This window comes from Sandarakinorhabdus sp. (assembly GCF_031430775.1).
Lineage (GTDB): Bacteria > Pseudomonadota > Alphaproteobacteria > Sphingomonadales > Sphingomonadaceae > Sandarakinorhabdus.
Genome location: NZ_JANPCD010000218.1, coordinates 1 through 1,653, shown reverse-complemented (window position 1 = coordinate 1,653; position 1,653 = coordinate 1). Strand labels below are relative to the sequence as shown.

Below are 1,653 nucleotides of genomic sequence, written 5' to 3'. Positions count from 1 at the left end.
CAAGGCCGGGATTGCCGAAATGATAGGCGCCCACCACCATGACCTCGACCGGCGGTTCAGGCGCAGCCGTTGCCGCCGCCGCGGTCAGCGTCATGAGAATGGCAAGGGCACGGATCATCGCGGCGGCTCCAACTGTATTGTTCATATCAAACAGCTAGCCACGCCTATAACGCCTGTCAAACAGGCTTCCAGCCCAATACCGGCCCGAACGCTGCCACCCCAGCCGCCGGCCCGCCTTCATGATCCCAGACCGCCCGCACCACGGCGATGAAATCGGCCCCTGCGGCCACCAAAGGCGCCGCATTGTCCGGGAAAATCCCGCCGATGGCGACACAGGGCAACTGGCTGAGCGTCGTCCACCAGCCGAGAATTTCGGGTTGCGGGCGGTAATGGCTGGGCTTGGTGGTGGTGTCGTAAAATGCACCGAACGCGACATAATCGGCGCCCTGTTCGCCGGCTTCCATCGCCAGATGGCGGCTGTCATGGCAGGTGCGGCCGATCTGGGCATCAAGGCCCATCAGTGCCCGCGCCGCCGCAATATCGCCGTCGCCCTGGCCCAGATGCACGCCATCTGCGCCGGCCTTTGCCGCCAGATCGGCGCGGTCGTTGAGGATGAACGCCACATCTGCGGCCTGGGTGATCGGCAGCAACGCCTCGCAGGCGCGCAGCACCTCATCGTCGGCGACATTCTTGAGCCGCAGTTGGAACGCCGCCACCGGACCGCCGCTCAGCGCGGCTTTCAGGGATTCGGTGAACGCCGGCAACACTATGGCCGGCGGCGACACGACATAAAGCTGGCAGGCAGGGCGTGCTTCACGGCCGAACCGATCGGCAAATTCGGCAGGCAGCGGTACCGTTCCCTCGGTCATGACCGGGAATCAAACCTTGCCAAGATAGATATCGACGATCTTGTCGAGCATCGCCAACGCCTCGGCGCGCGGGCGCTGGAAGGTATTGCGGCCGATGATCGAGCCATTGCCGCCGCCGTCGCGGATGGCGATGGCGTCCTCGTAGACCGCATCCGTGCCCTTGGCCGCACCGCCGGAGAACACCACGATACGCCGCCCGTTGAAGCACGCCTGTTTCACATGCGCGACGCGCTTGGCCAGCGTGCTCCAGTCGCCGCCTTCATAGGCCTTTACCGCGTCCTTTTGCTCGATATGCGCGGTCGGCAGCTTGACCTTGATGATGTGCGCGCCCAGCAGCGCCGCCATGTGCGCGGCATAGGCGCCGACATCCAGCGCCAGTTCGCCATCCTTGCTGAGCATCCCGCCGCGCGGATAAGACCAGATCACCGTGGCAATGCCCACCGCCTTGGCTTGCTGCGACAGCTCGCGGATTTCCTCCATCAGTTCAAAGATATCGTCGCTGCCGGGATAGATCGTGAACCCGATCGCCGAGCAGCCGAGCCGCAGCGCGTCCTCGACCGTCCCGGTCACCGCCTGGTTGATGCCGGTCGCCCAGCTGTTGGACGAATTGACCTTGAGGATGGTCGGGATCTGGCCGGCAAACGTATCGGCACCGGCTTCGATCATGCCCAGTGGCGCGGCATAGGCCGTAAGCCCGGCATCGATCGCCAACTGGAAGTGGTAATGCGGGTCATAGGCATCGGGATTGGGCGCAAAGCTGCGCGCCGGGCCATGTTCAAATCCC

2 protein-coding genes are annotated in these 1,653 nt (G+C 64.4%); both read right to left on the bottom strand.

Annotated features, from left to right (window positions below):
- Positions 1-176: 176 nt before the first annotated feature.
- Positions 177-869, bottom strand: a complete 693-nt coding sequence (gene thiE, locus RMQ73_RS14195; RefSeq protein WP_310498985.1) for a thiamine phosphate synthase — start codon at positions 867-869, stop codon at positions 177-179.
- A 9-nt stretch (positions 870-878) separates the two neighbouring features.
- Positions 879-1,653, bottom strand: a 775-nt coding sequence (locus RMQ73_RS14190) for a class I fructose-bisphosphate aldolase (protein WP_310498983.1), incomplete at its 5' end; no start/stop codon positions are given.

Bases quoted from the DNA above. Each gene is read 5' to 3' on its own strand.
- thiE (WP_310498985.1), bottom strand. From the start codon at position 869: ATGACCGAGGGAACGGTACCGCTGCCTGCCGAATTTGCCGATCGGTTC.